Annotated in this window: 21 protein-coding genes and 3 tRNA genes; 13 read left to right on the forward strand and 11 right to left on the reverse strand. The window is 46.3% G+C overall.

Features of this window, described 5'->3' with window-relative positions:
• The first annotated feature begins 14 nt into the window (after positions 1 to 14).
• A complete protein-coding gene (locus AC0J20_RS11465) occupies positions 15 to 767 on the forward strand; it encodes an SDR family oxidoreductase (RefSeq protein WP_473021745.1) in 753 nt (250 codons plus the stop codon).
• A 209-nt stretch (positions 768 to 976) separates the two neighbouring features.
• The gene (locus AC0J20_RS11470; RefSeq protein ID WP_473021746.1) at positions 977 to 3,994 is read left to right on the forward strand and encodes an FG-GAP-like repeat-containing protein; all 3,018 of its coding nucleotides are present in this window, start codon (positions 977 to 979) and stop codon (positions 3,992 to 3,994) included.
• Here the strand turns inward: AC0J20_RS11470 and AC0J20_RS11475 are convergent.
• Both AC0J20_RS11475 and AC0J20_RS11480 read right to left on the reverse strand, forming a co-directional pair.
• Positions 3,991 to 5,232, reverse strand: a complete 1,242-nt coding sequence (locus AC0J20_RS11475; protein WP_473021747.1) for a lytic murein transglycosylase — start codon at positions 5,230 to 5,232, stop codon at positions 3,991 to 3,993. The genes AC0J20_RS11470 and AC0J20_RS11475 overlap by 4 nt on opposite strands.
• A 171-nt stretch (positions 5,233 to 5,403) precedes the next feature.
• Positions 5,404 to 6,063: a DUF4097 family beta strand repeat-containing protein gene (locus AC0J20_RS11480; RefSeq protein ID WP_473021748.1), complete on the reverse strand. Its 660-nt coding sequence runs from the start codon at positions 6,061 to 6,063 to the stop codon at positions 5,404 to 5,406.
• Positions 6,064 to 6,399: 336 nt separating this feature from the next.
• On the opposite strand from AC0J20_RS11480, the gene AC0J20_RS11485 reads away from it, so the two are divergent.
• Complete coding sequence (locus tag AC0J20_RS11485) at positions 6,400 to 8,568, forward strand: response regulator (protein WP_473021749.1); 2,169 nt, start codon at positions 6,400 to 6,402, stop codon at positions 8,566 to 8,568.
• A gap of 122 nt (positions 8,569 to 8,690) precedes the next feature.
• Positions 8,691 to 10,298, forward strand: a complete 1,608-nt coding sequence (locus AC0J20_RS11490; protein ID WP_473021750.1) for a methyl-accepting chemotaxis protein — start codon at positions 8,691 to 8,693, stop codon at positions 10,296 to 10,298.
• A 45-nt stretch (positions 10,299 to 10,343) separates the two neighbouring features.
• Here AC0J20_RS11490 and AC0J20_RS11495 read toward each other — a convergent pair whose 3' ends face one another.
• The 4 genes from AC0J20_RS11495 to AC0J20_RS11510 form a co-directional block, all read right to left on the reverse strand.
• Positions 10,344 to 10,718: a hypothetical protein gene (locus tag AC0J20_RS11495; RefSeq protein ID WP_229529081.1), complete on the reverse strand. Its 375-nt coding sequence runs from the start codon at positions 10,716 to 10,718 to the stop codon at positions 10,344 to 10,346.
• Positions 10,719 to 10,772: 54 nt separating this feature from the next.
• The gene (locus tag AC0J20_RS11500; protein WP_229529080.1) at positions 10,773 to 11,870 is read right to left on the reverse strand and encodes an HDOD domain-containing protein; all 1,098 of its coding nucleotides are present in this window, start codon (positions 11,868 to 11,870) and stop codon (positions 10,773 to 10,775) included.
• 132 nt (positions 11,871 to 12,002) lie between these two features.
• Positions 12,003 to 12,827 carry a 23S rRNA (adenine(2030)-N(6))-methyltransferase RlmJ gene (locus AC0J20_RS11505; protein WP_473021752.1) on the reverse strand — a complete coding sequence of 275 codons (825 nt, stop codon included), beginning with the start codon at positions 12,825 to 12,827 and terminating at the stop codon, positions 12,003 to 12,005.
• Entirely contained in the window at positions 12,821 to 13,975 is a 1,155-nt protein-coding gene (locus AC0J20_RS11510) for a PLP-dependent cysteine synthase family protein (RefSeq protein ID WP_473021753.1), read from the reverse strand. The genes AC0J20_RS11505 and AC0J20_RS11510 overlap by 7 nt, the downstream gene beginning before the upstream one ends.
• 206 nt (positions 13,976 to 14,181) lie before the next feature.
• Between AC0J20_RS11510 and AC0J20_RS11515 the strand changes: the two genes are divergently transcribed.
• Positions 14,182 to 14,970 carry a DUF4097 family beta strand repeat-containing protein gene (locus tag AC0J20_RS11515; RefSeq protein ID WP_473021754.1) on the forward strand — a complete coding sequence of 263 codons (789 nt, stop codon included), beginning with the start codon at positions 14,182 to 14,184 and terminating at the stop codon, positions 14,968 to 14,970.
• Between the two features lie 228 nt (positions 14,971 to 15,198).
• On the opposite strand, the gene AC0J20_RS11520 is transcribed toward AC0J20_RS11515, so the two are convergent.
• The 3 genes from AC0J20_RS11520 to AC0J20_RS11530 form a co-directional block, all read right to left on the reverse strand.
• Positions 15,199 to 15,558, reverse strand: a complete 360-nt coding sequence (locus AC0J20_RS11520; RefSeq protein WP_473021755.1) for a hypothetical protein — start codon at positions 15,556 to 15,558, stop codon at positions 15,199 to 15,201.
• A 97-nt stretch (positions 15,559 to 15,655) separates the two neighbouring features.
• A complete protein-coding gene (locus AC0J20_RS11525; RefSeq protein ID WP_473021757.1) occupies positions 15,656 to 16,369 on the reverse strand; it encodes a hypothetical protein in 714 nt (237 codons plus the stop codon).
• Positions 16,369 to 16,641, reverse strand: a complete 273-nt coding sequence (locus tag AC0J20_RS11530; protein WP_473021758.1) for a helix-turn-helix transcriptional regulator — start codon at positions 16,639 to 16,641, stop codon at positions 16,369 to 16,371. The genes AC0J20_RS11525 and AC0J20_RS11530 overlap by 1 nt, the downstream gene beginning before the upstream one ends.
• Before the next feature lie 522 nt (positions 16,642 to 17,163).
• Here AC0J20_RS11530 and AC0J20_RS11535 point away from each other — a divergent pair.
• On the forward strand, positions 17,164 to 17,907 hold the full coding sequence (locus AC0J20_RS11535) for a substrate-binding periplasmic protein (RefSeq protein WP_473021759.1): 744 nt from the start codon (positions 17,164 to 17,166) through the stop codon (positions 17,905 to 17,907).
• Between the two features lie 3 nt (positions 17,908 to 17,910).
• Here the strand turns inward: AC0J20_RS11535 and AC0J20_RS11540 are convergent, their stop codons facing one another.
• On the reverse strand, positions 17,911 to 19,047 hold the full coding sequence (locus AC0J20_RS11540) for a GNAT family N-acetyltransferase (protein WP_473021760.1): 1,137 nt from the start codon (positions 19,045 to 19,047) through the stop codon (positions 17,911 to 17,913).
• A 43-nt stretch (positions 19,048 to 19,090) separates the two neighbouring features.
• On the opposite strand from AC0J20_RS11540, the gene AC0J20_RS11545 reads away from it, so the two are divergent.
• Positions 19,091 to 19,537 (forward strand): regulatory protein RecX, encoded by a 447-nt coding sequence (locus AC0J20_RS11545; protein ID WP_473021761.1) that lies wholly within the window; start codon positions 19,091 to 19,093, stop codon positions 19,535 to 19,537.
• An 18-nt stretch (positions 19,538 to 19,555) separates the two neighbouring features.
• Here the strand turns inward: AC0J20_RS11545 and AC0J20_RS11550 are convergent, their stop codons facing one another.
• Complete coding sequence (locus tag AC0J20_RS11550; protein ID WP_473021762.1) at positions 19,556 to 20,920, reverse strand: serine hydrolase domain-containing protein; 1,365 nt, start codon at positions 20,918 to 20,920, stop codon at positions 19,556 to 19,558.
• A 250-nt stretch (positions 20,921 to 21,170) separates the two neighbouring features.
• On the opposite strand from AC0J20_RS11550, the gene alaS reads away from it, so the two are divergent.
• The 6 genes from alaS to AC0J20_RS11580 all read left to right on the forward strand — a co-directional run bounded on the left by alaS (position 21,171) and on the right by AC0J20_RS11580 (position 26,019).
• The gene (gene alaS / locus AC0J20_RS11555) at positions 21,171 to 23,768 is read left to right on the forward strand and encodes an alanine--tRNA ligase (protein ID WP_473021763.1); all 2,598 of its coding nucleotides are present in this window, start codon (positions 21,171 to 21,173) and stop codon (positions 23,766 to 23,768) included.
• Between the two features lie 133 nt (positions 23,769 to 23,901).
• Positions 23,902 to 24,117, forward strand: coding sequence for a carbon storage regulator CsrA (gene csrA, locus AC0J20_RS11560; protein ID WP_229529068.1), 216 nt, complete (start codon positions 23,902 to 23,904; stop codon positions 24,115 to 24,117).
• 235 nt (positions 24,118 to 24,352) lie between these two features.
• Positions 24,353 to 24,443: transfer RNA gene (locus AC0J20_RS11565), tRNA-Ser, on the forward strand.
• Between the two features lie 41 nt (positions 24,444 to 24,484).
• Positions 24,485 to 24,561: transfer RNA gene (locus tag AC0J20_RS11570), tRNA-Arg, on the forward strand.
• Between the two features lie 322 nt (positions 24,562 to 24,883).
• Positions 24,884 to 24,960 (forward strand) — tRNA-Arg (locus AC0J20_RS11575).
• A gap of 129 nt (positions 24,961 to 25,089) precedes the next feature.
• The gene (locus tag AC0J20_RS11580; protein WP_229529067.1) at positions 25,090 to 26,019 is read left to right on the forward strand and encodes a GGDEF domain-containing response regulator; all 930 of its coding nucleotides are present in this window, start codon (positions 25,090 to 25,092) and stop codon (positions 26,017 to 26,019) included.
• Positions 26,020 to 26,058: the final 39 nt, after the last annotated feature.

A 26,058-nucleotide genomic window follows, 5' to 3' on the forward strand; every position in this document is an offset into this window, starting at 1 on the left:
AGAGTGACGTTTTTATGAGTACGAGAAAAAACATACTGATCACCGGCGCCAGCTCGGGTCTTGGCAAAGGCATGGCAATTGAGTTTGCCAAACAGGGCTGTAATCTGGCGTTGTGCGCACGCAGAGTCGAGCGCATGGAAGCGTTAAAAGCCGAACTTGAGCAAATTAATCCCGATATTAAGGTGTTCCTGCGGCCACTGGATGTGAACGACCATGAAGCGGTATTCGACACCTTTAAGGCGTTTCGCGATGACATGGGCAGCCTTGACCGGGTGATAGTCAATGCCGGGATGGGGAAAGGGGCTTCAATTGGTACGGGTTACTTTTATGCCAATAAGCAAACCGCCGAAACCAATTTTGTCGCCGCTATCGCGCAATGCGAAGCGGCGGTAGAGATTTTCAGAGCTCAAAACAGCGGTCATCTGGTGACCATTTCCTCCATTAGTGCAGTAAGGGGATTTCGCCGGGCGATGACGGTATATGCTGCCACCAAAGCGGCTATTACGTCACTGTCAGAGGGGATACGGCTGGATTTGATGAATACACCTATTAAGGTGAGCTGTGTTCACCCAGGTTTTATTCGCAGTGAAATCAATGAGAAGGTGGAAAAAGTGCCGTTTATCGTGGACACAGAAACCGGATGCCGGGCGATGGTAAAAGCCATTAATCAGGAAAAGGCCAATAGTTATGTCCCTTCCTGGCCCTGGGCTATTCTGCAACGTTTAATGCGCATCGCACCGGATAGCATGATTCGCAAAATGAGCTGATTGGTCAGCTCCCCCCGGGTGTCCGTGTCCTGCGTTACCGGGCACCTGTATAAACCATTTCTGTCTGCTGCATATTCTGCACAACCTGCTTAATTACAACTTTAGCTAAGCGTATTATTCATTTAGAATAAAAAATAAGCTGTTTGTTAATAAAACACTCAAAAATTGACGGTTTACTGGAATAAAACTTGTATTCAGATCGTCACCTTATGAAACTCGCCAATGCTTTGTTGATGTTGAAAACCAAATTTTGTTCCACAATTTTACTGCTCTTAGTGTACGTGAATGGTGCGTTCGGCCATGCTGCGGACCCGGCATCTGTGTGGCAGATATTAAAGGTGGAGGAGCAGAACCGAGTGCAAAGTCGCAGCTCAGCGACAAACCAACCAAAAAACGCCAACGTAGTGATTCATCAGTCAGTGTTAGCGAGCCTGACCAAAGGGCAAAAATATGCTTTTGCCACTCCCGAAGGTGAACTGATCTTATATGCAGAGTCGCAAAGCCGCACAGCCAATACTGACATATGGACACTGCGCCATAGTGAGCAACAGAGTTTGTTGCAGGCAAAACTATTTATCGGCCAGAATGGGGTCAGTGCCTGGATACCCACGCAAAACGGTGTCTGGCGATTAGAAGATGGTGTACTGTCCAAAGAAATGCGCTGGGCCAGCAGTGAGTCTGATGTTAAACGTCGTCCGGTAGATAATACTTCGGTAGATAATACTTCGGCAGATAGCACTTCGGTAAACAATTCTCCGGCGTCTGTTGATTCAGCAGCCAGCACACTCAGCGAAGCCCCCGCGATTATAAAAGTCCTGTTTGTGACCACCCCCGAATTTGAGGCTTATCAACTTGCTCCTGATGACTATCTGACGCAATTGGTCACGATAAACAATGCGATTTATGCCGCCAGTGGCGTCAATATAGAGTTGCAAATTGGCGCCCGTGTCAGTGCCGACCTGGATGATTACAATGCTGATCAAATTCTGGATAATTTAGCCAAAAGCGGTGCAGATGACAGCACCTACGGTGATATTGACGACGCACTGATGATGCCAATATGGCAAGCCCGCCTGGCAGCCGGTGCGGATATTGTCACCGTTATGCGCCATACATTGCCAGATGGCTTATGTGGTAAAAGCTGGTTAAATGGCAATGCGCTGCAGGCGTTCGACTACCGCTTCGCGGTAAACCTGGTGGCGTTAAATACCCGATTTACCAGTGGTAATGTTCAGTTGTGTAGCAGTGATACTCTGGGCCATGAAATTGGTCACAACCTGGGCCTGGATCACGCCGAAGCGCAAGGTGGTGAAGGGACGGTGTTTAGCTGGGGACGCGGTTACGGCGTCGCGGACCAGTTTAGTACCGTTATGGCTTATCCTCAGGCGTTTGGTGACGCAGTTGCTGTGCCGTATTTTTCGTCCCCCGAATTACCCTGTCTGGCCGAATTGCCCTGTGGTCTACCAGGTGACGGCGCTGATGGTGCCGATGCTGTGCGCGCAATGAATGCGGTGGCTTTACGGGTAGCTCAAACTCATAATGAATCTGTTACTTTGCCGGCAGACCAGGCCATTGCCGGGTTGGATAGTGCGTTAATCAGCTGTCTTGAAGAAAGCGAAGACAGTTGGCTGAGTAATGAAGAAATCGATGTCATTAATTGCCCTCAGGCGAATGTCGCCAGTTTGTCGGGAATTGAGCGTTTTCCCCGCTTGCAGTTTTTATCGGTTAACAATACCGAGGTGGTTTCCCTTGAGGGTTTTAAATATCTCAATGAAATTATTGCGCTGGATTTTCGTTACACTGCGATTGAAGATTTACGCCCCATCGTACACCTCAAAGACCAGTTGCAGTTCTTGCAGTTCTTTACCACCAATATGACCTGCCAGGATGAAGCCGTGGTAGAGAGCTGGAATATCGATCGTTTGCTGAGCCATGGTGAATGTCTGCCGCTGGAAACTGACTTGCAGGATTTTGATGGTGACGGGCTGAGTAATTTACTGGATACCGATGACGATAACGACGGTATTGATGATTTAAGCGATGCCTTGCCCTTCGATGCCGCTAACGCCGATGACAGCGATGCTGATGGTGTACCGGACAATGAAGACGCGTTTCCCTATGATAGCAACGAGTGGTCGGACGCTGACGGTGACACCATTGGTGATAATCAGGACCCGGATCGGGATAATGACGGTATTTTGAACGAGGCTGATTGTGCGCCATTAGACAAAACCCGCGGTGATGATTGCGCGCCTGTTACTCAGCACGTTGCCTTTGACTACGATGGTGATGGCAAGGCGGATGTGGCGGTCAGACGCGCATCTAATGCCATGCAATACATTCTCAATTCCACTGATGGCGAGATTCAACGTATTGAATTGGGCAAAGATCCAGGTGATATCGCAGTCAGTGGTGATTTTGACGGTGATGGCATCGCGGATGTGGCGGTCAGACGTCCATCTAACAAGCTCTGGTATATTGCCCCTTCGTCCGGCGGCGAGCTGATGCGCATTGAGTTTGGCTTACAAAGTGAAGATATTCCGGTGCCGGCTGACTATGACGGCGACGGCATCACAGACATCGCCGTTCGCAGGCCGTCTACTCAGCAGTGGTTTATCAGACTGGCCTCAGATCAACGAATTTTACGGTACAGTTTTGGTCAGCAGGCGGAGGATATTCCGACTCCCGGTGATTATGATGGTGATGGCAAAGCTGACATTGCAGTCAGACGCCCATCTACCAAATTCTGGTACATACTCAGCAGCCGAGACGAGAGCATATTGCGCTATCAGTTTGGAATGCAGGACGAGGATATTGCCGTGCCTGGAGATTATGACGGTGATGGCCAGACAGATTTGGCGATTCGTCGCCCCTCAGAGCACGCCTGGTATATCCAGCGTTCCAGCGATGAGCAAATCATACGAATCGAATTTGGCCGTGACCAATACGACATCCCTGTTATTGCGGATTATGATGGTGATGGTAAGGATGATATTGCGGTTAGACGCCCCGCCAGCAATATGCAGTACATTCTGCGCTCTTCTGATATGGAAATCGAGCGGGTTCTGTTTGGCCTGGACAACTACGATATGCCGATTGCGGCGCCGGTGATGGTACGTTTTGCCAATCAACTGCAATTTGACAACTATGTCGAAGAGCAAGAAGTCGCGGAAGTTCGCACTCTGTCTATCGTTGAAGCACAGAGTGCGGGTCTGATAAAACCTTAATTGGTGCTGGTTTCACCAGTGAGTTGTTGCAGCTTTTCAAAGACCCTGAGGGATGGAAAACCATCTGCAACCAGCTTATGCGCAACCTGAAATCCCTGAATGCCGTTGCGGGTAGCAGGTCCAAGGATCCCATCTGGCTCACCCACATCAAATCCAAGCTGGTTCAGGTTAACTTGTAAAGTACGCATGTCTGCAATGGTATAAGTGGGTAGCTCCGGGAGCGGCTGTACCAGTTCTCCGCTACCTATCAGACGATCTGCCAGATAGCCCACCGCAATGGCGTAAAATTCCGAAAAGTTCCAGCGCATAATGACAGAAAAGTTATCATAAATGACAAATGCAGGTCCTTCATGGCCTGCCGGTAGCAAAACCGAAGCTTTGATTTCGGCGGCACCCAGCGGGCTGCCATCGGCTTTGGTTAATCCCAGCCCCTGCCATTCGGTTAACGATTTTTTGGTGCTGCGGCCAATGAGTTGGTAATTAAAATTGTCCGGTAACTTTACCTCACGGCCCCAACGAAAGCCGGGTTTCCAACCCAGACCTTGTAAAAAGTTTGCCGCTGACGTGAGCGCATCGGGTACGCTGTTCCAGAGGTCCGCTTTACCATCATTATCGCCATCAATCGCATAGTTCAGGTATGCACTGGGCATAAACTGAGTGTGTCCCATGGCGCCAGCCCATGAGCCCACCATTTGCTCCGGGTCAATGCGCTCTTTTTCAATGAGCTGCAACGCTTTTAACAGTTCTTTGGTGAAGAACTCCGAGCGTCTCTCATCACAGGCCAACGTGGCTAAAGAGGCCACAATCGGCATTTTGCCTTTGTATTGGCCAAAATTAGTTTCCAGCCCCCAAAAGGCTACCAGGTAATGTGCCGGAATACCGTACTGCTGGTTCAGGGATTGCAATAAGGCGCTGTGCTCCTTCAGCATTTCCCGACCTTTGTTGATACGCCAGTCATTGACGCGTTTGCTGACATAATCCGGAAAGGTACGCACAAACTCCGGTTGATTGCGATCATATTCAATCACCTTCGCCTGCAAGCTTGCCGGTAGCAATGCGCGGGTAATGGTGTCATCGGTGACGCCTTGTTGCTTTGCCTGAAGCGCGAAATCCGCCTTACATTGCGCAAATAATTGCTCTGTGACTTCGGGGTATTGGGGCGTTGGTGTAGTTGCCGCCAGCAGAGAAGTCGGGGTTGCCAACAACAGAGTAGCCAGTACAGAAAGCTTGTATTTCATAGAATTAATAGTTTGCCTTACTACGCATTAAACGGGGATCTCGGTAGCAGTCATGCTACCCGTTAGAAGCGGCTAACACCATAACTAAAATGTTTCAGTCAGTAAACACATTGACCCTGCTAGCCGCTATTTTACACGGTCTGAAATTGGCGCTAAGGAGCGATAGACCGACTATTGCAAAGATTGGTATTGGTGCTCAACTTTCAACAGGTGATCTGAGTTGCTCAGGTGCAGCTCAACCGGGCGCTGCAGAATAATCTGTCCTTGCACCACAACATCGGCGTCGATAACCAGGGTGGGGCGCTCATTTCGCAGTGCGCTGTTGTCTTCGTTGCTCTTAAAGACAATGTCACCGGTGATAACACTGTTGGCATAGATTGATACATCTCCGTTTACATTGGAAATGTTGCCGGCAACGGTGACTGTACGCAGAGTGATATCGCCATTAACTGACGTAATGTCACCATTAACCTTGCTCTTGCCATCCAGTGTCAAATCGCCATTGACGGTATTGATACTGGCTAAAACCCGCAATTGTTTGCCACCATCTATGTCGCCATTTACCGTAGAGATACGCTGGCTGCTGACATTATCACTTAGTTCAATATCGCCATTCACTGAGCTGACATTGGCGACGGTCGCGCCGTGACCTATCTGAATATCACCATTGACAGTATCAACGTCGCCTACTGTTTGACCACTGGCCACTTCAATATCGCCAAATACGCTGTCCTCTCCGCTGTTGGGAGAACGGTAACTGCCGGGGCCAACGTGAATAACACAGGCGCTCAGCATACTGAGCAATAGTGCCAATGGGATGATTCTTACCATAGTGTATCCAATATCAAATTTAACGAGCTGCGTTAGCAACAATTCAGGCGACACATTATGGACAGGTTTTGGCGCCAATACCATCGCCAACCGGATACTGATTGTAAATGAATGTGTGTCACCTTGTGGTTGTAATAGTGTTAAAAACTGGCAATCTTGCTGTCATGACATAAATTTATAGTTGTATGCATTGTGTCGCCACCTGTGAATTGCGCTGGCGGCGCTCAAAGATACAACCTGACAATAACCTGACAGGTTATTGCTAAGTCGAATTTTTTGTCGGAAACCAGTTTGAGTGCGCTAAAACCCATACACCACAGAATCCGGAGCCGTTATTTGCTGGCGCTATCCGCGATTGCCATTTTGGTAACCGCGTCAGCGTTGGGAATTCAATTCTTATTGGCCAATCAAAAGGACGATGCGCAAATCGTCAATATAGCGGGCATGCAGCGCATGTTGTCGCAAAAAATTGCGTTGCATATCAATCAACTGCAATTGGTTTCGGACACAGATGAAGCATACGCACCAAAACAAAAGGCGAGTTTAAGAGCCGCCATCGACCAGTTTCAACAAAATCATTGGTTTTTAATTGGTTCTGAACAACCCAACGACAACGAGGTTTTAAGTCCAACACTCAACGCATTGTATTTTGAGTCAGCAGAAAATGGCAGTCTGCACGACAGGGTACTGCATTACATCGCCGAAGCGAAAAAAGCGGCCAACAGAAATGACTATCAACGCACTGTATTTCAATCCGACAATACCGAATCATTGTTGCGCCAATTGAATGAGGTGGTTACCCAATTTACCCGCGAGGCTGAGCAAAAGGTACAATTGCTCACCCGTGTCGAGTTATTACTCTGGTTGCTGACGTTGCTCGTGCTGGTCATTGAGCTTTTCTATATATTCAAGCCCATGGAACAGGCAGTGGAACAAACTCTCGCTGATTTGCTGGCAGAAAAAAATCGGGCTGACGCATTGCGCCAGGAAGCAGAGCAAGCGAATACTGCAAAATCTGTGTTTTTGGCCACTATGAGTCATGAACTAAGGACCCCCATGAATGGCATTTTTGGCATGATTGAACTGGCTAACAACGAGGCGTCCCAGGAAAAGCGCAGAGAGTTTTTGTCAAAAGCGCGATACTCAGGCGAGCAATTACTGCAACTGATCAATGATATTTTGGACATTTCCAAAATTGAAGCCAGTAAAATGCAGTTGGAATGCAATGACTTTGAATTGCCTAAAATACTGGATAGCTGTTTGGCCCCGGCCGCGGTAACCTGCGAAAACCGCGGTTTAGAATTTGAATATGTGTCCCTTTCTGCCATACCTCAGTGGGTCCGTGGGGATGGCATTCGGCTTATGCAAATTGTTAATAATCTGCTTAGTAATGCGATTAAGTTTACTGAACAGGGCAGAATCAGTGTCTCAGTCAATGTCGAAGAACTGGATTCGGGCTATCGCCTGTCACTGCTGGTGGTAGATACCGGTATTGGTATGACAGAACAACAGCTGCAGAAAGTATTTAAAAAATTTGTTCAGGCCGACGATTCCACAACACGTATGTACGGAGGAACAGGGCTGGGATTAGCAATAACCAAAGAGTTGCTGAAAATGATGGGCGGCAACGTTGAAGTGCAAAGTGAATTTGGCAAAGGTACCACCTTCAAGGTTTTCCTGCCGCTGCAAAAGTCTCAACAAACCGTGAAAGAAGTGCGCTTTCAGCCTGATTTCAAACAGAAAAAAGTGGCGGTGATTGATGATTTGGAAAGCAGCCGTTGCTATATCGAATTATTGCTACAGCAAATTGATATCCCCTGCGATTGTTACGAAAGTGGTACCGCGTTTTTGCAAGATGTCCACAAGTTGCAGGAATACTGTGCCGTTGTAGTGGATTTGCACATGCCAGACCTGGATGGTTTCGCACTGGTTGGAAAATTGTCTGATAATGCCACCACACCCTGTCCCCCCTTTATTTTGGTTTCTGCCGCCTCAGATATTGCTCATTTTAAAGGTCAGTTACCTGATCAGTTCTCAGCGGTGTTTAACAAACCCATCAATGAACAAATGTTTCTTTCTACCATGCGCCGCTTGTGTGACAAAGACGAAGTAAAACAGTTGTCCTTCAAGATATTACTGGCGGAAGACAACGAGATAAATGCCCAAATTGCGATGCACATTCTGGAGTCAGAAGGACATTCGGTAACACACGTAGACAATGGTAAAAAGGCAATAATGCAGGTAGAACGCCATCATTACGACCTTATTTTAATGGATATCAATATGCCTGAAATGGACGGGCTCACAGCCAGCAAAATCATACGGTTCGAAATGGGCATGGCGATACCGATTGTTGCGTTAACAGCCAATGCCTATGAATCGGATAAAACCGCCTCACTGGAAGCGGGTATGACGCACCATATCACCAAACCCTTTAATCGAGACATGATCTTATCTGTTCTGGATAAAATTCACGAGGCGGAAGCTGCAATCAATCAGACTTAACGCAATGATTAATCGGGTTATCTGGTCTATAAATATTCAGGGTTTTTGCAGCGACCATAAGGGATGCTGAGCAGGTATTGAATGGCGACTAACCAGGCCAAAAAAACGAACGGGAAAACAGTATGAATCTTTTCAATTCCATCAGTAAAAAAGTGATGTTGGGGTACGCAGGCATAGTGATGGTGCTTGTTGTTACGTCGTTTTTTATGTATCGCGAATCGTCTATTATCTTTGCCCAAAAAGAAACCTTTGTTCAGGAAACGTTACCCACGTTACGCGCTGTGGAACAAGCCTCCGCTAGTTTGAGTAGTGTTCAGGTGGCGTCTTTTGGTTTGTATGGACTCACCATTGAACTGGAGGGATTTCAACGGGAAATTAATCAACTCAAAAAGCAACTGGATAATCACCTTCAGGATATCAGCCGGGCGGGTCTGGCCAGCAGTCAAAAATTAGAGAGCGAAAAGCAAAAAGTATGGCGGGATGTAACCCGTCTGCAAACCATTATGACGGCGTCTAATATTGACTGGGATGGTGCCAGAACGGCACTGGCCGATATTCAGAAAAACATGCAAGGGTTGCAAAAATTGCTGACTGAGGTCAAAACGCAGGCTTCCAATAATGCCACCGATGCCTCAGATAACATCAGCGCTGAGATTTCCATCATGCGTACTTTGATCGTTTTGTCAGTGTTGTTAACACTGGCGATTACGCTGGGATCATTTTTGATGGCGCAACAAAAAATAGCCAGGCCCATCAAGTCATTGTCAACGCAACTGGACCGCATTGTCGCAGAGCATGACTTGTCTACTGATGTTTCCATGACCTGTGATGATGAAGTGGCAGATGCGGCAAACAGCGTCAATGAACTGTTGACGGCATTTCGTCTAGGCAACAAAGAAATTCAAAGTTCGGCTACCGTGCTGGTGGATTCAGTAGGACAGTTAAATCATTCTGCGGAAGTATCAGAAGAGCAGGTTCAGTTGTTTTCCCGTCACATTCGGGAACTGCTGGACAAGATCAGTGCGCTGGAAGCCTCTATTGAGGATTCTGCAAACCGCTCGTCTGCCGCCTCAGAAACCGCGCTGAAAGGGGCCGGGCAGGTTCACGAAGGGGCCAACAGTGTCAGTAATACATCCGACAGTATTGGCGCGCTTGCCCGCGATATTGAGAAATCCGCAGAAATGTTGTTAAGTTTAAAAAATGCCGGTGATCAGGTAAGTTCAGTGGTTAAAACTATCGCAGAAATCGCCGAGCAAACTAATTTGCTGGCATTAAATGCCGCCATTGAGGCTGCCCGCGCCGGTGAATCTGGTCGAGGCTTTGCGGTGGTGGCCGACGAAGTGCGTACACTGGCATCCAGAACTCATGATTCCACCCATGAGATCAATACAATCCTGGATAAAATTGTGTCTTCAATTACCTCCACCGTTACATCGATGGATTCCAATAAGGAAAAAGCCACCGAAGCAGTTGCCCTGGCAGAGGCAACAGTGAATTCGCTGGATGACATACAAAAAACAGTAATGCGACTAAGTGATGAAAATGGCGCTCTGGCGTCTTTAGGCCAGGATATCAAAGGTGATGCCGGAGAAATGCGCAATAGTATTGACGTGATTCAGGAAGCCAGCGAGCGGGTTACGGAAAGCAGTAAGGAAACCAAACAGGCTGCCACCTCGTTGGCTGATATCTCAGCGTCCTTAGATGAAGTGGCCCGGCAATTTAAGGTGTGAGAATCAGTAGCAAATCTAAGCTCGCTGAACGCTTTGTGGCCCGGATTAAAGCAAAACGGCGAACCATAATAAAACACTGATCAGGCCAAACACAATCCAGGACAAGTGTTTGCCTCCGGAGCCAAGTAGTGAAATTAAAAAATGGACGGCAAAAGTTGCGGCGATAATGTGGATCACTGACAGGTTTTCTGCACCGGGATGACTCATACAAACAATAATGGCGGCAAACCCCAGCCAGGCAACAGACGTGATATGCCACGCAAAGCGCAACGTTCGTTTGGTAAAATCATCGCTGCCAAGCAGCTTAGGGAGGTTTGTGCGGGTAAACAGCCGCGATAAAATAAAGCGCTCACCGAGATATGAGTGCGCTGCCGCAATAGCCACCAGTAATATTGCTGCACCATAATATAAAAATTCCATTCCCGCTCCTTTGTATCCAGATTACCGCAATATACTGTAACAGGCTGATAGCCATCAATTCCCTTCGGCCACCACACTGTTAAAGAGTGATTCGGTGGCAGCGCGACTCAGTTTTTCAGACTTCGCGATTTCCAGGTATTGTTCCGGCGACAATGGTGAGTTCTGGTGCAACATCACCAGCTCACTCACCAGGTTAGCTTCGTATAATACCCGACCCATCTTAGTTTTTGCCGGGCGTTTTATGGTTAAAGCTAAATCCTGAATGGCCTGTACCACGGCCTCAGGCATCTGCCATTCCTTAGCCACCATCACACTGATCTGCATCGATTTTTCATTGAGTAGTTTTTTGAATATCAGGGAATTTGGGCTTTCATCAGGACTGGCATTGCGAAACGCATTAACCATCAACTGAAAAATCATGATTTTACCAATGTCGTGAATGAGTCCGTTCAGATACGCGGCCTCATGGTTTAGTTTGTTTTTAGCAGCGATATGTTTAGCGACCATCGCGGTACTGAGGCTGTGGTCCCAGATTTTTGCGCCAAACATTTTAAAATAGATGGGACGAATATTGAGAAGTTGTTTAAAAAAGCGCATCAGAATGTGCTCTTTAACGCCTTCTGCACCGATTAACATAAAAGCATGACCGAGATTGGAGATTTCTTTTCCGGAGTGGTTGTACATCGGACTATTCGCCACTTTTACCATATGACTGGCCAGCGCCGGCTCCCGTTGCACAATTTGAGAAAACTCATCCAGATTAAAATCCTGAGTCTCCAACATGGATTTTAACTGAGTGACAGACTGGGGCAGTTGTGGCAAATGCTGAATCATCACCTCTGGTCGGTTAAGCATTTTATTGGTATCAATCAGGATCTTTTTTTCCAACGCATTCACCGTTTTTTGTTCTGATTCTTCTCCCAATAAAAAGGTGTAAAAGCGAAAGGATTTCTTATTCATAAAATCCTGGGCAGCGTCTATTTCCTGTTGCGTGATATCACCGTACTTTTTTTCTAATGTTTCAATTGCGCTATATTCTGGCTTGTTCGCTTTTTTTGTCTTGGCTTCGGCAGGAGCAGGTGTACTGTCCAGAAATTGCAAAGGGGCCTTTTTGGGAGCCGGAGATAAAAATGCGAATAATTTGCCTAACATAATCCTGACCTGGCGGGCTGCTGCGTAACGATGGCTGATAAAATTGTGGCGTTGAATGCGCCCGGGTGCAACAAAAAAACGCGAAAAAGCCGGGAGGTGGCGCAATAGTGCGTATTGCGCCTGTAATTGTCACTATTCAGGTATCAGACTGTTTACCGCAAACTCACCGGCATCGCCAGCCAGTACCCGGGTTAATTCCGGTAGCAGGCGCCTGGCCTGTTCCGCCATTGTCCAGGGAGGATTAATCAGAATCATGCCCGAACCTGTCATGCCTTTTTCGTCACTGTCTGGCGCGATGCATAGTTCTAACTGCAACACATTGCGCAAAGTGGATTTTTGGATTTTGCGCAGCATCAGGTTTACGTACAGCCTGTCTACCACCGGATACCAAATCAACAGGCTGGTTTGTGGCATTTTTTGACGGGCTTTTTCCGCAGTTTCGATAACTTTTTCGTAATCTTCTTTCAGTTCGTAGGAAGGATCAATCAGCACCAACGCACGTTTACTGGCAACCGGTAACAAGCTATTCAAACCCACAAAACCATCTTCCTGGCGAACAAATGTTTGCCTTTTTCGGGTACAGTGCTGCGCTAACTCCGCAAAGGTTTGCGGGTGTAACTCAAACAACCAGCTCTTGTCGCCGCGGCGTAACAGCTCATTGACCAGGCCTGGTGAGCCGGGATATTGCCCCTGAGCGACAAAGCTTTGCAGTAATGCTACAAAATCCTGCATTTCCGCTATGGGCTCAGCCAGTAGCCGGGTGACACCTGTCTCGAATTCTTTCAGCTTTTGGGTTTTACTGTCGTTGAGCCGGTAAATGCCTGCACCGCCGTGGGTATCAATATAGTCAAAGGGTTTATCCTTTTTTTGCAGATAACTCAGGCACTCAAAAAGCACCCAGTGCTTAAGGATATCGGCATGGTTGCCAACGTGATAATGATGTTGATAACTTAGCATTCCTGCAGACTCCACTGACCGGTTTGATGAAAGTGTTGCAATTGTTGCTGGTACTTTTCCTGATCGCCGGACAACCCCTTATGAGCCAACCACTGCGGATTGTAATAGGTATTTTTGTATCGGTTGCCCGAGTCACAAATCATACTAACAACACTGCCGGTTTCTCCTCGCTCGTACATTTTGGCGATCAATGCGAATGCTGCGTAAAGGTTGGTTCCGGTCGATGCGCCCACCTCTCTGTTGAGGGTTTTATTGACCTGTTGCATGGTGGCAATTGAGGCGGTGTCAGGGACTTTTGTCATTTCGTCTACCACGGTGCGAATAAAAGACGGCTCTACTCTGGCACGGCCAATGCCTTCAATATTAGTGGCAAGACAGGAAGTGATACCGGCATCGCCATTGTGGAAATAGTCGTAAAATACCGAGTTGCTGGGGTCAGCAACCAGCATTTTGGTGTCAAATCCCTGAAACCGGATGTAGCGACCAATAGTGGCAGACGTTCCGCCGGTACCGGCACTGACCACTACCCAACTGGGTATTGGATTGGGTTCCCGTTGCATCTGACTAAAAATACTTTCCGCAATATTGTTGTTGCCTCGCCAGTCGGTAGCCCGCTCGGCATAGGTAAACTGGTCCATATAATAACCGTTAGTTTGCTGGGCCAGCGAAGCTGCTGCCGAGTAGATTTCAGCAGGGGGCACAAAATGGCAGCGACCACCATAAAATTCAATTTGCGCGACCTTCTCTTCAGAGGTTCCTTGCGGCACTACTGCGATAAAAGGCAACCCCAGTATTTGCGCAAAGTAGGCTTCGGAGACGGCGGTACTGCCGGACGAGGATTCGACAATCGTAGTGCCTTCCTGAATATTGCCATTGCACAACCCATACAAAAACAAAGACCGCGCCAAACGGTGTTTTAAACTCCCGGTGGGGTGGGTACTTTCATCCTTTAAATAGAGCTGAATACCCTCAACGGCTGGCAGTGGGTATTTTATCAAATGGGTGTCGGCAGAGCGTTGATAATCCGATTCAATTTTATTGATGGCTTGTTTTACCCAATCCGTCACTGGTGTCTCCGATGTGATTTTATCATTATTGTAGAGTGATGCCGGAGTGTAGCACAGCCTGACCGGCGGCATATCTGACAAGCCATAATTTCCCCTCGGATTTTGTAAACCTGTGTTGTCTTGCTGGTGGCTGCTAAAGACAGCGTATTGTCTTGAAAAAAATTTAAGCGTGTTTTAAACCTTTTTGACAGGGACAACGACAAACTCTGGTAATAGCAATCAGTCATATATGCCTGAATCCACAGGAGCGGGCAACAAAACTCAGGTTAAACAAGGGGAAATACAACATGATGCAACAAATTCAAACCATAAAACGCAGTATTGTGACTTTAGCAGGCGCGGTGATCTTCACCGGATTAGCCCATGCCGCTGACATTGAACATACCTACGAGGTGAGTAACGGCGGCACCCTGGAGCTAAAAACGGATGTCGGTTCATTGCAAATTCAAACTCACAATAAAGAAGAAGTAGAGATTGAAGTGGATATTCAGGGAGATGACGCAGAGGATTTTAAAGTGTCCCACTCAGCCAGCGGTGGTGATGTGTCGATAGTGGGCACCTTTGATCGCGGTGATCGGTTTTGGGGTCGTAATATGCGGGTTAAATTCACTATTACGGTGCCTAAAGACTACCACTTAAACCTGAGAACCTCTGGCGGGTCAATTGATATTGAGGATTTAAACGGCAACGTTGATGCCCATACATCCGGTGGCAGTATCGAAATAGCGGATGTTACCGGTGACGTCGAGCTACATACCAGTGGCGGCTCCATTTCTACAGGTTCAGTGAACGGAGACTTAAACGCGCACACTTCTGGCGGTAGCATCAATGCTATCTTTGCCAAACAATTGACCGATGATGCTAAGTTAGATACCAGTGGCGGCTCGATTACTGTGCGCATGATTGAAGACATGAAAGTGGACATCGACGCCAAAACCAGTGGTGGCAGAGTCAGAACTGACTTCAACGTTAATGGCCGCATTTCGAAGAAGTCAATTCGCGGTGAAATTAACGGCGGTGGACCACGCCTGAAACTGCATACCTCAGGAGGCAGCATCAACATCAGGGAGTACTAATTCCCGGTTTTTAGATGACCTCGCAAGCCCACTTTCAGGTGGGCTTTTTTATGTCTGTCAGGTACTAAAATTGGGTAAGAGAATGTTATTATTCTTCTTTATATACGCAAGATGGGGGAGTTCCATTCCCGAGCGTATCTCTCATTCAGACCCCTGTTGAGTCAATGATTAAAAGGGGAATAAGCGCCAGACACCAGCTGGCCTTATTCGGCTGGCTGAACTAATTACTTAGATTGAGAAATATTTACTCAATAACGCCATTAGTGTTGGGTAGCCTGAATCAGTTGCTAGTACACGACCTTTTGGATCTCCGCCTTTACCTCCTGTTCTACCCTGTCCATTTGATGGATCGCCACCTTTTCCGCCAGTGCTGTTCAAAGTAACAACTGGATCACCACCTTTTCCACCAGTACTGTCAAAAGTAATAAATGGGTCACCACCTTTACCACCAGTAGAGTTGAAAATACTAATTGTGTTAATAGCTCTTCCATTTGGCTCGGGGTCACCTCCTTTCCCACCAGTAGCCTGAGCGGTAGTTGAAACAGAAAGAGCGATGAAAAAGGATACAAAAGTTAGTTTGTTATTCATAATAAGCCTCAAAATTATCTAATTTGTTACATTGTGGGGGAAGATCCACAAAATGGATTATGAAGACTTATTGGGGATTGAGCAATTTTGAATCAGATTAAGCGTCTAGTTCGACTGTTCTCAAGTGTTCAACACTTTGCACTATGATTTGCCAAAGCGTATAAAGGGATAAACATGAAGCAATATATGGATAGGCATAATAGATGTATGTTATTTCTGTAAATCCAAGTAAGTGACGGACGTAGTATTCTAGTGTATATAAGGAATATAGACAGATGAACGCGTAAAATATCATTATTAATTGGCTGTCCAGTGCTATAGGTTTAACTTCAAGTTTCGGATTGAACTCAATAATCCAAAATACCCGCATTTTAAAGAATCTCGCTAATAACACGGCTTCCAATAATGTAAAACACGGCCACAATATGTATGGTGCGGAGTAATCTGTGTAATACCAGTAGAGTTCTGAGGCAATTGCCATCAGATAAAATACCATTAAGTAAACCCGTAGTTTGCCTCTTGATAGGGTATATCCAAGAATTACGAGAGCAAAATAGCATGGAATCTTAAACCAAAGTTCATTTTCCAAGAAACGCCACATGAGTTCCTCAAAAGTTCTTTCTGCAACTATTACGGAACAAATGGTGAGTAAATCTAGATTCCTGCGGAAAAAAATAGCAATAGCAAGTATTGCTATTAAAACAATTGGATCGAAAATAAAGGGTTGGCCAAAGTAAGTGGCGATGCCAATTACCAGGGCTGAGAAAACCAGCCCTGAGAGGGTTTTTTCCGCAAAGGCTAATGCCAGCATTAAAGCCTAAAGGATTTTAGTACAAAGTCTTTGAAAGCTTGATAAGTGTTTGGAGTTGCACGCGGACGGCAGATCTCCCACCACTTTTCCTGCAAATCAGATTCGATCGTTTCTATAGTGTTTAAGTGACAGTTCTCTATAGCGACCACGGTTTCTCTGGATATAAAAAGTCGCTCCGCCATCTCCTGTTGGGTAAGTCCAGCGTCCTTGCGCATTTGGCGCAGCAATTTAGATTTAGCCAGATGTTTTGGATTGTTACTTTTTACTCGCATGATGTTTACTATCGTTGAGACATTGATGAGTTATTAATTTACCGATTGATAAACTGTAACACATGCTTGTCGGTTAGTGAATCTCCTCCCACAAAATAGTGCATTTTGTCACCAGTCGGAGCAATCATACTTTGGTCTAAAAATTTGACCTGAATGCTTAAAATATAATCGAAAGATGATTATGTTCAACAAAATTGTTAATTTTGCGCCACGAAAGTTTATTGTATTACATATATTGGGTCGGGTTTTGCAATCAACAGAAACAAAAGAGAAATACAAAACAGGCAGGGGTGGCTCGGATTATGGGGTGCTCTGTATAAATTAGAGGGTATTTGAATTTGTCTGGCAGAAAATTCATGGAATAATCGTGACCTTTGCATCGTTTCAACTTATTTTAATCCGTTCTTTTCACGAGCGTTGTTCTTTTCACGAGCGTGTTAGTTTAGTGGAAAGGCAGGAAAAACAAGTTTGTTTCGAAGCGGGTTGGCGCTTTCAATCCTCTTCCGGCACTAAGGAGATTCATTGAGTTTTAAAGCTTTTTCAGTCGCAATAATGGTATGTGTGTTGTGGTGCACTAAAGTAACCGCACAGCCTATTATTGCTTACACCGAAATACTGTATCCATTTCAGTACCGTGACGATAATCAGCAATTAACCGGTTATTCGGTTGAGGTATTGCGTCGTCTTTTTCAGTTGACGGAACAGCAGTATGAAATTCGCGTATTGCCCTGGGCGCGGGCATTTAAAAACAGCTTGAATCAAAAGAATGCATTGATTTTTTCCATTGCACGCACGGCGAAACGGGAAAACATGTTTAAGTGGGTTGGTAAAGTAGGAGAAGAAAAAGCCTGGTTTTGGGGCTTAAAATCTCGTTTCCGGCAACCTGTTGCGCAAATTGATGAGTTACGTGACTACCATGTCGCCGTCACCATTGGTACTAATGCTGCGGAATATCTGGACGGACTCGAATTTAGCAATATCACTCGCTCCGTAGATGCAAATAACAGTCTTAAAATGCTCTTTATGGAACGTACCCACCTGATTATCGAATCGCGCAATGGCTTGATGGAAAGAACCCGGCGAAATGGCCTGGACTTTAACGCGCTGCAGCCAGTTACAGCCTTTCCGTCACTTAACAGTGAGCTGTATTTTGCCTTTAATGTGTTGACAGACGAAGCACTGGTACAACAATTCAAAGATGCCTTACAGCAATTAAAAGACAACGGCGAGCTGGCGCAAATTCAGAGCCGCTGGGGCGTGCAATAAATATCAGGTTTGCTTAAACGGCAACAGGCTGCATGCCTGCGCCTGATACTGTGCGATGTGCTGTTGCTCATTGTGCACAAAATCCTGAACCGCCCGATTGAACTGCGGATTTGCCAACCAGTGTTGTGAGTAGCACAAGGTGGGTTCAAAACCGCGTTGAATCTTGTGCTCGCCCTGGGTACCCGGATTAAACAACGATATTTGGTTGGCAATCGCGAACTCTATGCCCTGATAGTAGCAACATTCAAAATGCAGTCCGTCAATGTCTTGCAGTGACCCCCAATAGCGCCCGTACAGGCCATTCTTGTCGTAAAAATAAAGTGCTGCCGCAACAGGATCTCCGTGCTTTTCCGCCTGCACTATCAGCAAATTATCCGCCATAGTGGCAAATAGTGTTTTAAAAAAGTCCAGGTTGAGGTATCCCTCGTGACCACTGCGTTTCAGATAAGTTTGTTGATAGCAGGTGTAGAAAAATTCCAGATGTTCCGGTTGCAAACTGTCCTGACAGAAACGGCGAATAACAATGTTGTTGTCGTGGATTTTGCGTCTTTCTTTGTTCACATTTTTCCGCTTGCGTGAGGCAAAGTGACTCAGAAAATCATTAAAATCACTGTAACCCCGGTTATACCACTGAAACTGAACACTGTGTCTTGTGCTCCAGGTTGCATTGTCGCGTGCCGGTAACGATTCCGGAAATAACACATGGATGGAAGACAAACCTAACTTTTGCGACTCCTGATGTAATGCGCTTAATATCTGTGCTTCGATAGTCGCCTTATCGGTTGTTGCTGATGTTATTACTCGCGGCCCCGTTACCGGTGTAAAAGGAATAGCGTTTACCAGTTTGGGGTAGTAGTTTAGCTGATAGCGTTGATAGGCATCAGCCCAGGACCAGTCAAATACGTATTCACCGTAACTATGGGTTTTGATGTAAAGCGGCATGCAGGCTACCGGTGTGCTATTGTCTGTGACCCATAAATGATAAGGTTGCCATCCGGTTTTTGCGGTAACTGAACCTGATGTTTCCAGCGCCTGCAAAAACGCATAACGTAAAAATGGATAGTGATGGCGTGTCAGTTGATCCCACTGCTCACTATTAATTTGAGTTATTTCAGGACAAAATTGCAATTTTAACGACATTAAACGGCCAACTGATTTCGTGTTTGAAGAATCCCAGAACAAATTGACTGCACCGATTCGGGAAGCGGCTATTCGCTTACTGAGCAGGCGCGAGCATAGTCAGGTTGAGCTTATACGCAAGCTGACGCAAAAGGGCTTTGATGAAAACGCCTGTCATCTTGAAGTATTGCGCCTGAAAGAACAAGATTATCAGTCGGATTCCCGGTTTGCCCAGATGTTTATCCGGTCCAGAGCTGCTAAGTATTATGGGTTTGCCAGGATCAGAGACGAACTGCAACTACACCGGGTGTCGGCAGCAGTAATTCAGACAGCTGTCGCAGATGCACAGGTAGATTGGTTTGAACTTTGCCGTCAGGCGCGGCAACGCAAGTTTCGCGACGCCGAGCCACAGGACTGGCAGGCTCGTCAAAAACAAAAACGTTACCTGTGGCAGCGGGGCTTTTCCGAAGAGCAGATCCAATACGCATTAACGAGCAACGACGATGATTAAGTTTGCTCTGAAGCTCACTCATTTCATGTTGTAGAGAAATTTGCCGCCACCCTGAATCAGCGTAAAGCGTTGAAATTTATTGGATTTCAGGCTGTCTGCGTCATATTTAATGACAATACCGGCAGGATCAAAACGAAATTCCAGTTCAGAATAGGCAGTAAGCGGAAATGCGCCTTGTCCGCTGGCCTGAGCCATCAGTTTTTGATTTTCAATAAAAACACGGATATCCAACGGCAGGTCCTCACTGTTGAAATCGCCGGTCAATTTCGTCATCGTTGTTTCGTTCAGGGCCTGGGCTTTAGCGGAAAAGTCAGGAATCAGTAATTCTTTGCCATACAAGCTACTCAATACCGCAATGAGAATGTCGTTGAAACTGTAATTCATGGCGTTGGTTAGCACAGTGATGGCTACGTCATCTTCCGGGTTATAGGCGTTGGCTGATAAAAAGCCGTCGATTGAGCCGTTGTGACCCAAAAAGGTATGTTCGTGAAAGGGCAGGGCATATAAACCAAATCCATAGCCATCTTGCAGGCGGATCATGGCCTGTAAGCTGTCATCTGATACCAGTTTGCCCTGAAATAATCGACTGATAAATTGATTAGCTTCTTTGGCCGTTGACACCATTGCCCCGGCGCCATGAGGAATACTTAAATGGGTTTCCGGCGATAATTGCCAGCCATCGGCGTAATAATAAGAACTGGCCTCTGCCTGGCTATCTATGGCGTCGCCATAAAGTGTAGCCGTGAATTTCTGAGGTTCACTGAGGTGTTCCGCGATGATGTTAGCAAGGGGTTTTTGATACACAGATTCCAGTATGTAACCCAGTAAAACGTAGTTTGAATTGGAGTAGGCGTGGCGTTCATCCGGCTCAAAATCAGCGGGGTATTGCACCATGATATCCAACATTTCAGCCTGCGTTTTGGCTTTGCTCATGTAGGTTGGGTAATCGGGTTCATCGGTAAAACTGTGTATACCGGAGCGATGATTCAACAAGTGCTGGATTGTGATGCCATCTGCATTGGGAATATCAGGAAAATAGTGACTCAGGGGGCTGTCCAGGCTTAATTTCTGCTGCTCAATGGCCTGCATTACCAACACCGCCGTATAGGTTTTAGTTACTGACCCGATACGAAATCGCGTAGTCGCGGAAAGCGGCACCCGGTTGACCACCGAAGCACTGCCGGCATAGTGTTCAAAAACGGGTTGTCCCTGAACCGAGATATAAACCGCAGACATGGCTTTGTGGTTTTGATTCAGGGCATCGAGGTATTGACTAAGTTGGCTGCGGTTTAAGTTCATATTGTTGTGTTCCGTCGCTTTTGTTTGTGTCATGGTGGTGATGGTTAACACTACGCCCAGAATCACGGCTGTGTAGAAATTCATTGGTCTTTCTCTCGTCCATGGGGTTGCGATGCAATAACCACATGCTAACAGGATTTTTACCAAACTGTCATTGCCCAAAAAACGGCCATGTGTGGGATTTTGGCAGCGCTTTTACCCGGCAACCATCAAAATTCGGATTAAAGCTGTTTATTTATACTCAGGTAAAACTAATCAATTTTAATTAGCCCTTGATTCATGCTATCTTGCGCCCTATTTCAAAACAATTCGCGAATTTTAATTAGGATGCCCGATGACCAAAAGTACGGCTGAGATCAGAAACTCGTTTTTTGAATATTTTCAGAGTCACAACCACCAATTAGTTTCCAGTTCCTCACTGGTGCCTCATGACGATCCCACGCTGCTATTTACAAACGCGGGTATGAATCAATTTAAAGATGTTTTTCTTGGTTCGGATAAGCGCAGTTACACCCGGGCGGTAAGTTCGCAGCGCTGTGTGCGTGCCGGTGGTAAACACAACGACTTAGAAAACGTAGGTTATACAGCCCGTCATCATACCTTTTTTGAGATGTTGGGTAATTTCAGCTTTGGTGATTACTTTAAAAGTGAAGCGATTCGTTTCGCGTGGGATTTTCTGACTCAGAATCTGGGCCTGCCGGAAGAGAAACTGCTGGTTACTGTGTATTCCGAGGATGATGAAGCGTTCGACATCTGGAATAAAGAAATTGGTGTACCGGCAGAAAAGATAATTCGCATTTCTACCTCAGACAACTTCTGGTCAATGGGCGATACCGGCCCCTGCGGTCCTTGCTCCGAAATTTTTTATGATCACGGTGCGCATATCTGGGGTGGCCCACCGGGATCGCCTGAAGAAGACGGTGATCGCTTTATTGAAATATGGAACCTGGTTTTCATGCAGTTTAACCGTCAGGCTGACGGCACCATGGAACCCCTACCTAAACCGTCTATCGATACCGGCATGGGACTTGAGCGAATCTCAGCCATTTTACAAAACGTACACAGCAACTATGAAATAGATATTTTCCAGAATCTAATTGCTGATGCCGCCAGGATTGTCGGGGTTAGCGATCTGGAAGATAAATCCTTACGGGTTATTGCCGATCATATTCGCTCCTGTGGCTTTTTAATCTGTGATGGTGTTATGCCGTCTAATGAGGGCCGTGGTTATGTGTTGCGCCGAATTATTCGCCGCGCGGTTCGTCACGGTAATAAGCTGGGGGCCAAAGATGTATTTTTCTATAAGCTGGTGGCGTCTCTGGTTGCGCAGATGGGCGAAGCTTATCCAGAGCTGAAAGAGCAGCAAGCGGTGGTAGAGAAAGTACTGAAGCTGGAAGAAGAGCAGTTTTCCCGTACTTTGGATCGTGGCATGAATATCCTGAATGACGCTATCGCACAGTTGCAAGGAGACACGCTGGCGGGTGATGTGGCGTTTAAGTTATACGACACTTACGGTTTTCCATTGGATCTGACCAACGATGTGCTGCGGGAAAAATCATTAAAAGTAGACGAAGCGGGTTTTGAAGCTGCAATGGCAGAGCAACAGAAACGCTCACAGCAGGCCAGCAACTTCGGTGCAGATTACAATAACATGCTGAAATCAGAACAGGTTTCTGATTTTACCGGCTATGAGCAGGAACAGGGCTCAGCTAAAGTTGTCGAGTTGTTTAAGGATGGTCAGGCAGTACAATCACTTAACGCCGGAGATGAAGGTGTTGTGATTTTGGATCAAACACCGTTTTACGCTGAATCTGGTGGTCAGGTTGGGGATACCGGTTATCTGAAAGTGGCAAATGGCCAATTTGTTGTCGCAGATACTATTAAGTTAGGTAAAGCAGTTGCTCATAAAGGCAAAGCGGAATCGGCGCTGAGTGTCAACGACACAGTAACCACTGAAATTGACGCAGAACGCCGTCAACAGATTAAATTAAATCACAGTGCCACTCACCTGTTACATGCTGCACTGCGCACAATTCTGGGTAGCCATGTTAATCAAAAAGGCTCCCTGGTTGAGGCTGACAAACTGCGTTTTGACTTTTCTCACCTGGAAGCGGTCAGCAAGGCTCAGTTGCGTGAGATTGAAACCATGGTTAATCAACAGGTTCGGGCTAATAACAGTCTTCAGACCAAATTGATGGAACTGGAAGAGGCGAAAGCGTCCGGTGCTATGGCGTTATTTGGTGAAAAATACGATGAAAAAGTGCGTGTAGTTTCCATGGGCGACTTCTCCGTTGAGTTGTGTGGCGGTACTCACGTAGAGCGTACCGGCGACATAGGCCTGTTTAAAATTACCTCTGAAGGTGGCATCGCTGCGGGTGTCAGACGTATAGAAGCCATTACAGGTGCAGCCGCGCTGGCCTATACGCAGTCTGCCATTGAAGCAGTAAGCACCATTGCTGATAAACTTAAAACCGATCCGAACAAGGTTACAGACCGTATAGACGCGATAACACAACAGCAAAAATCTTTGGAAAAAGAAGTTGCCCAGTTGAAACAGAAGTTGGCCAGTCAGGCGGGGAACGATCTTATTTCAAAAATTGTTGAAATAAAAAGTACCAAAGTGCTGGTCTCTGAATTAGAAGGGGTTGAACCAAAAGCTTTGCGCGGCATGGTGGATGATTTAAAAAATCAAATTGGTTCAGGAATTATCTTTCTCGCTGTGAAAAGTGATGACAAGGTTAATTTGATTGCTGGCGTTACCAAAGATTTAACCAATCAGGTAAAAGCTGGCGAACTGGTTAACTTTGTAGCGCAGCAAGTGGGTGGTAAAGGTGGTGGACGACCAGATATGGCCCAGGCAGGTGGCACTCAACCCGAAAATCTGTCAGTTGGACTAAAGTCTATCTCGACATGGTTAGAAGATAAGCTATAATCCAAATTACATACCAGTTTTTTAATGACGCAAAAAAATAAGGAACGGTATCGGGTGCGCTGAACCGGATGATTGGCGCACTTGGAATTTAGAAAAGGATTTACCATTGGAATAACGGAACGGGAGCAAGAGAATGCTAATATTGACCAGACGTGTTGGTGAAACCCTGATGATTGGTGATGAAGTGACAGTCACTGTTTTAGGGGTTAAAGGAAACCAGGTTCGAATCGGTGTGAATGCACCAAAAGAAGTATCTGTGCATCGTGAAGAAATTTACATGCGCATACAAGCAGAGAAAAATGCTCAGCTGGCAGCCCATGAATCGGGCGCTGATAAGAGCGAAGATTGATCTCTAAAAGCAGGCTGGTTATCCAGCCTTTCTTCTTTATGTGGCCATTGCCGGCTTGTTATTAACATCGCTAAATATTGACTTTTTGGTTAATTATTAGCTTCATTGTTCAAATAGCCAGCATCCAAATAATTTCCTTAAAAAATTGTTTGACTTCGCCACACTAATCATTAAACTTCGCATCCACATTTTGGCACTGACGCTGTTATTCGTAACGGAGTTGGCGACAAAGTTAGGAGAGGTGGGTGAGTGGCTGAAACCAGTTCCCTGCTAAGGAACCATACCTATTACTGGTATCGAGGGTTCGAATCCCTCCCTCTCCGCCATTTAGTTTTTATGACTAATTGGTAGATTTTCAAATATCTGCGCGTGTGTAGCTCAGCTGGATAGAGTACCTGGCTACGAACCAGGCGGTCGGAGGTTCGAATCCTTCCACACGCGCCATTCCTGAAATGGTTTCCAATATTTGAAGTATCTGGCTCACCCATTATAATGAGTTTAGTTTAGCGCTAAACAGAGATGCAGGTGCATCTCAAAAACTGAACAAGTTTTAAAAAATTGAACAAGTTTTAAAGCGTGTGTAGCTCAGCTGGGTGAAAACCGAAATTGAAATTGCGAATACCTGGAGCAATTTCCGGTTTGAACGCGAGGCAAGCGGACGCCGAGCTGGAAGCCTTCACCAGGGAAGGGTTAAACTACCTTAGGTGGAAGTTTAAGCTGAATTAAATAGATGCTCGTACATCTCAAAAATTGAACAAGTTTTAAAGCGTGTGTAGCTCAGCTGGATAGAGTACCTGGCTACGAACCAGGCGGTCGGAGGTTCGAATCCTTCCACACGCGCCATACCAGAGAAAGCCCGAATCGAAAGATTCGGGCTTTTTTGTTTTGTGCGCCAAATTATTCCGGCCTGCTCTGTACATCTGTTAGTTTCGTACTGTATGGTAGCTGTGATGACCTACAGGACTGTGACCTATGCCTAATTCACAATACAACTATCGCATCCTCATTGTGGAAGATGACGCTGCCAGTCAGCAAATCATTGCTGAAAAGTTGGAAGAAAATTATCGCCTGACCATCGCCGCCAATAAAGCTGAGGCGATGCAAAAGCTCCAGACTCAACCTTTTGAAATACTGCTACTGGATATTGGGTTACCGGATGGCAGTGGTCTGGATATCTGCCGGGAAGTTAAAGCCAATCACGATCTCTATGGCGACCTGAATATTATTTTTATCACCGGCAAAGATAAGCCATCAGACGAAATAGAAGGCCTCAAATTAGGCGCCAGTGATTACATCTCAAAGCCAATCAATGTCTCGGTGCTAAAAGCGCGTGTAGACCTTCAGGCACAGCTTATTCGCAAAACTGAATTGCTGGCAAATTTGGCACGTATAGACGGCCTGACAGAAATTTCCAACCGACGTGCATTTAATGACTATTTAGAAAAATCCTGGAGTCACGCCCGTCGCATTTCAGCGCCCATCTCACTGGCATTGATTGATATCGACTTTTTTAAACAATACAACGATATTTATGGTCATCCGGCAGGGGATGAGTGTTTGAAGTCCATGGCTGATTGTTTACAGTCCAACATCAAGCGTGGTTCAGACTTTGTGGCCCGATACGGCGGTGAGGAATTTGCTGTCATTTTATTTGATTGTGACCTCGAGCAGGCCACGAAAATAATGCAGGGGCTGTTACAAGATTTCGCGGCGCTGGCGATTCCTCATGCTGCTTCAGCCGTGGCCGACTACGCTACCTTTAGCAGTGGTCTGTGTACGGCCTTTCCGGTAGACCAGGCTGCAGATACATTGGTCAAAATGACTGACAAATTACTGTACAGGGCTAAAAGTGAAGGGCGCAATCGCATCGTCGGTGAATACTTCCATAAACTCGAAGGCTGATGTGACTTTCTGCAAGCCAGGGCCGTCTGTATTGCATCA

This window comes from Planctobacterium sp. R6, from assembly GCF_055755215.1.

Coding starts and splice junctions, on each gene's coding strand:
- AC0J20_RS11465 (WP_473021745.1), top strand. CDS start 15: ATGAGTACGAGAAAAAACATACTGATCACCGGCGCCAGCTCGGGTCTT.
- AC0J20_RS11470 (WP_473021746.1), top strand. CDS start 977: ATGAAACTCGCCAATGCTTTGTTGATGTTGAAAACCAAATTTTGTTCC.
- AC0J20_RS11475 (WP_473021747.1), bottom strand. CDS start 5,232: ATGAAATACAAGCTTTCTGTACTGGCTACTCTGTTGTTGGCAACCCCG.
- AC0J20_RS11480 (WP_473021748.1), bottom strand. CDS start 6,063: ATGGTAAGAATCATCCCATTGGCACTATTGCTCAGTATGCTGAGCGCC.
- AC0J20_RS11490 (WP_473021750.1), top strand. CDS start 8,691: ATGAATCTTTTCAATTCCATCAGTAAAAAAGTGATGTTGGGGTACGCA.
- AC0J20_RS11495 (WP_229529081.1), bottom strand. CDS start 10,718: ATGGAATTTTTATATTATGGTGCAGCAATATTACTGGTGGCTATTGCG.
- AC0J20_RS11500 (WP_229529080.1), bottom strand. CDS start 11,870: ATGTTAGGCAAATTATTCGCATTTTTATCTCCGGCTCCCAAAAAGGCC.
- AC0J20_RS11505 (WP_473021752.1), bottom strand. CDS start 12,827: ATGCTAAGTTATCAACATCATTATCACGTTGGCAACCATGCCGATATC.
- AC0J20_RS11515 (WP_473021754.1), top strand. CDS start 14,182: ATGATGCAACAAATTCAAACCATAAAACGCAGTATTGTGACTTTAGCA.
- AC0J20_RS11520 (WP_473021755.1), bottom strand. CDS start 15,558: ATGAATAACAAACTAACTTTTGTATCCTTTTTCATCGCTCTTTCTGTT.
- AC0J20_RS11525 (WP_473021757.1), bottom strand. CDS start 16,369: ATGCTGGCATTAGCCTTTGCGGAAAAAACCCTCTCAGGGCTGGTTTTC.
- AC0J20_RS11530 (WP_473021758.1), bottom strand. CDS start 16,641: ATGCGAGTAAAAAGTAACAATCCAAAACATCTGGCTAAATCTAAATTG.
- AC0J20_RS11540 (WP_473021760.1), bottom strand. CDS start 19,047: ATGTCGTTAAAATTGCAATTTTGTCCTGAAATAACTCAAATTAATAGT.
- AC0J20_RS11550 (WP_473021762.1), bottom strand. CDS start 20,920: ATGAATTTCTACACAGCCGTGATTCTGGGCGTAGTGTTAACCATCACC.
- alaS (WP_473021763.1), top strand. CDS start 21,171: ATGACCAAAAGTACGGCTGAGATCAGAAACTCGTTTTTTGAATATTTT.
- csrA (WP_229529068.1), top strand. CDS start 23,902: ATGCTAATATTGACCAGACGTGTTGGTGAAACCCTGATGATTGGTGAT.
- AC0J20_RS11580 (WP_229529067.1), top strand. CDS start 25,090: ATGCCTAATTCACAATACAACTATCGCATCCTCATTGTGGAAGATGAC.